Annotated in this window: 5 protein-coding genes; all 5 read left to right on the top strand. The window is 43.1% G+C overall.

Translation table 11 applies throughout. The features are described from left to right. The first annotated feature begins 202 nt into the window (after nt 1-202). On the top strand, nt 203-484 hold the full coding sequence (locus AB4238_RS19915; RefSeq protein WP_372035092.1) for a hypothetical protein: 282 nt from the start codon (nt 203-205) through the stop codon (nt 482-484). A gap of 58 nt (nt 485-542) precedes the next feature. Next, the gene (locus tag AB4238_RS19910; RefSeq protein ID WP_372035091.1) at nt 543-809 is read left to right on the top strand and encodes a DUF3081 family protein; all 267 of its coding nucleotides are present in this window, start codon (nt 543-545) and stop codon (nt 807-809) included. Between the two features lie 148 nt (nt 810-957). Further along, nucleotides 958-1,110, top strand: a complete 153-nt coding sequence (locus AB4238_RS19905) for a DUF2256 domain-containing protein (protein ID WP_372035089.1) — start codon at nt 958-960, stop codon at nt 1,108-1,110. Next, nucleotides 1,107-2,714: a cryptochrome/photolyase family protein gene (locus tag AB4238_RS19900; RefSeq protein WP_372035087.1), complete on the top strand. Its 1,608-nt coding sequence runs from the start codon at nt 1,107-1,109 to the stop codon at nt 2,712-2,714. Before AB4238_RS19905 ends, AB4238_RS19900 begins: the two co-directional genes overlap by 4 nt. Before the next feature lie 59 nt (nt 2,715-2,773). Further along, complete coding sequence (locus tag AB4238_RS19895; RefSeq protein WP_372035085.1) at nt 2,774-3,451, top strand: flavin reductase family protein; 678 nt, start codon at nt 2,774-2,776, stop codon at nt 3,449-3,451. Nucleotides 3,452-3,490: the final 39 nt, after the last annotated feature.

Below are 3,490 nucleotides of genomic sequence, written 5' to 3'. Positions count from 1 at the left end.
ACAATATGGCTGAAAGCTTAATTTTAGAGGGGCGCAGAGAAAGAACTTTCCCCAGAACAGTAAAACCTAGGCCTCAAAGGTATGCCAAAAATAAAAATGCCGTTCACCTTAAGTGAACGGCATTAGACCACAAGGTCCGCTTTTTTGTACATGGATGTACTTATCCCTGATCGCCAAGGAGGGCGAAAGAAGGGATTTGTACATGGATGTACTTATCCCTGATCGCCGCGATCCACTAAAGGTAGCGAAAGAAGGGATTTGTACATGGCAGTACTTATGCCTGTTCGCTGTGATCCGCCAAGGAGAGCGAAAGAAGGGATTTGTACATGGCAGTACTTATCCCTCAAGTTTCAGCCACTGGATGCAATTTCATTACAACTATCTGATCGATGTCCTTTTTATAAAACCTCTCAAAATCAGCCATATCTCTATTATTTTGTTGAACCCTTTTGCGCTTTTATTCGTAGTTAATCTGTATCTATAGCGTTTAAATCTCGGCTACAGCCAATATTATTTAAAGCCAATGCTTTTAAAGGGGAATTATGTCCTTATCCAAACACCTTGTAGTGTTCAACCATATAGTTTCCAAAGGGAAAATGTACGATAACAAATACCATCTTGACGGATTAACTGCATGGCATGACTTTGATGGTTACACCTGTTATTTGGGGTATCAGGAGTTAGTGATGACCTTGCAATTTCATGGACGATTTTCCTATGAGTATAAGGATCGTCTTGCCTACAACGAGTTTAATGCTTTGGTTATCGCCATCGCTAGACGGCTAAATCAGCGCTCGGTAAGCAATTAGTGTTAGGAATTAGCCAATATTGACAACGAATAATCGAACTCGCTTGCGCTAGATTCTAGAGCTAGCTTAACAACGTTACTCATTTCAGTTTTCAATACCGCTGCTCATTTCGCTTGGCTTAAAAGCGTTCTAACAGGAGGTTCCTAAGATGAAGAAATCTCAGCTACCAAGTAAAGTTTGCATCGTCTGTTTACGGCCTTTTCTGTGGCGAAAGAAATGGCAGAAAAGCTGGCTTGAGGTTAAGTATTGCTCTAAGCGCTGCGCCGGAAATAAGCAACAGATATCAGGGAGTACTAAATGAGCCCTCAACATCATTCATCAACAGTTCAACCAGCGTCAACGATGAGGCTAATTTTTGGCGACCAGCTCAACGCATCGCACTCTTGGTACCAAGAGCAAAACCCTAATACCTTGTATGTGATTGCCGAGCTTCACCAAGAGGCAAGCTATACACGCCATCATGTGCAGAAAGTGTGTGCCTTTTTTGCAGCAATGTCAGCGTTTGCCCAGACGCTCGAATACGCGGGTCATCGGGTACTGCATCTGACTCTTGACGATACTGTGGGCTATCAAGATTTACCCGCGCTGTTAACTGCACTTTTTGAACGTTATCAGGTGGATCTGTTTGAATATCAATTAGCGGATGAATACCGTTTACGGCAGCAATTATCTGAGCTTTCACAAGTTTCGTCAGTTAAGGCACAAGCTTATGAAACTGAGCATTTCTACCTGTCAGACTCAGAGCTAGATGACTATTTTAGCAAAGGTAAGAAACACCGTTTGGAGCACTTTTATCGCAAGTTGAGAGTACGATTCCAACTACTAATGGACGGTGCACAACCCGCTGGTGGGCAATGGAACTTTGATGCTGATAACCGCCAAAAACTCAAAGTCAGCGATTTTGGCTCTGTGCCAGAGCCTTTGGTGTTTGCCAATAATGTCACCTCCATTTTACAGCGATTACAGCGACATAATATCGATACTATTGGCGTTGCTCACTCTCAATTACTTTGGCCTGTGACTCAGCAGCAAGCAAACGAGTTACTTCAATTTTTCTGTCAGCACTGCTTGATCAGATTTGGGCGATTTCAAGATGCAATGACCGACAAACTTGATGCTAACCAAGGTGAGCTGTTCCAGAGTAAGCAGTGGTCGCTGTACCATTCACGGCTATCGTTTGCCCTCAATGCCAAGATCCTTAGCCCTCAGCAAGTGATAAATAGTGCCATCGCTTTTTATCACTCGGGTGATGGTGAGGTGAGTTTGTCGCAGATTGAAGGGTTTGTTAGGCAGATTTTAGGCTGGAGAGAGTTCGTTCGAGGTGTGTATTGGGCAAACATGCCAGAGTATGGCCTGCTTAATGAGTTGGCTGCAGATACTAACTTGCCTCGCTGGTTTTGGAATGGTGAAACCAAAATGAACTGCCTACATCACGCCATTAAGCAATCATTGGATTATGCCTATGCCCACCATATTCAACGCTTGATGGTCACGGGCAATTTTTGTTTGATCGCAGGTGTAGATCCCAATCAAGTTGATGATTGGTACTTAGGCGTTTATATCGATGCCATTGAATGGGTTGAGATGCCCAATACTCGGGGCATGAGTCAGTTTGCCGATGGCGGTATTGTGGGTTCGAAAGCATATGCGGCAAGCGGCAACTATATAAAGAAAATGAGTGACTATTGTAACGGGTGCCATTACCAAGTTAGCGAGAGTTACACAGATAATGCATGTCCTTTAAATGCACTGTACTGGCATTTCATGACGCTACATATTGATGACTTTAAAGCGAATCCACGCACAAAAATGGTCTACAGCAATTGGCTAAAAAAGCCAACGCGAGATAAGGAATTGGTGCTCAAGCGTGCCAAATACCTATTAGCTCATATTGAAGAGCTATAGCCTGAATAAAGTCCATTGAATGACCATTCAAGTCACTATCATCGAAGGATTAAAGATTGATGAAACATATTAGTTCAAGCGACATTATACAGATGGATCAGCGCAGCCGGGCAAGGTTGATCAACAGTTTGTCAGGATTTAAAAGTGCCAACCTAGTGGCGACTAAGGATAACCATGAGTGCAGTAATCTGGCCATTGTCAGCTCTGTTTTTCATCTAGGGGCGAGTCCTGCGCTAATGGGGATGATTATCCGCCCCGATGGTGTACCTAGAGATACGCTAAGTAATATAAAACAAACAGGTAGCTATACCATCAACCATGTGTCGACATTAATCTATCGTCGAGCTCATCAAACATCTGCCCGCTATGAGGCCGATGTGTCAGAGTTTAAAGCTGTGGGATTAACTGAACAGTATATTGAGGGAATTTTTGCGCCGTTTGTTGAGCAAAGTCAGCTCAAATTTTCCTTGCAGCTAAGACAAGTTACCCCGCTAGCGATTAATGGCACGGTACTTGTCATTGGCGAGGTCGAACATATTATTGTTGATCAACACTGTATAAAAGCTGATGGCTATTTGGATATCGAGTCTTTAGAGAGCGTGGCAATTTCTGGTCTTGATAGTTACCACCAAACCCAACGATTAGATAGGCTTAGTTATGCTAAACCAGATAAACCTCTATCCTCTTTGACAGTTGATGGAATGAGTTTATCGAATCAAAATAAATCGCACAGTTAGTCGGTTTATGGCAGCCACCTAGCTAATACCAATCAGTAT

The sequence above is a fragment of the Shewanella sp. 10N.286.45.A1 genome (assembly GCF_041470405.1).
Lineage (GTDB): Bacteria > Pseudomonadota > Gammaproteobacteria > Enterobacterales > Shewanellaceae > Shewanella.
The sequence above is the reverse complement of the archived record's forward strand: the minus strand, read 5'-3'. Positions and strand labels throughout refer to the sequence as shown.

Coding starts and splice junctions, on each gene's coding strand:
- AB4238_RS19910 (WP_372035091.1), top strand. CDS start 543: ATGTCCTTATCCAAACACCTTGTAGTGTTCAACCATATAGTTTCCAAA.
- AB4238_RS19900 (WP_372035087.1), top strand. CDS start 1,107: ATGAGCCCTCAACATCATTCATCAACAGTTCAACCAGCGTCAACGATG.
- AB4238_RS19895 (WP_372035085.1), top strand. CDS start 2,774: ATGAAACATATTAGTTCAAGCGACATTATACAGATGGATCAGCGCAGC.
- AB4238_RS19905 (WP_372035089.1), top strand. CDS start 958: ATGAAGAAATCTCAGCTACCAAGTAAAGTTTGCATCGTCTGTTTACGG.
- AB4238_RS19915 (WP_372035092.1), top strand. CDS start 203: ATGGATGTACTTATCCCTGATCGCCGCGATCCACTAAAGGTAGCGAAA.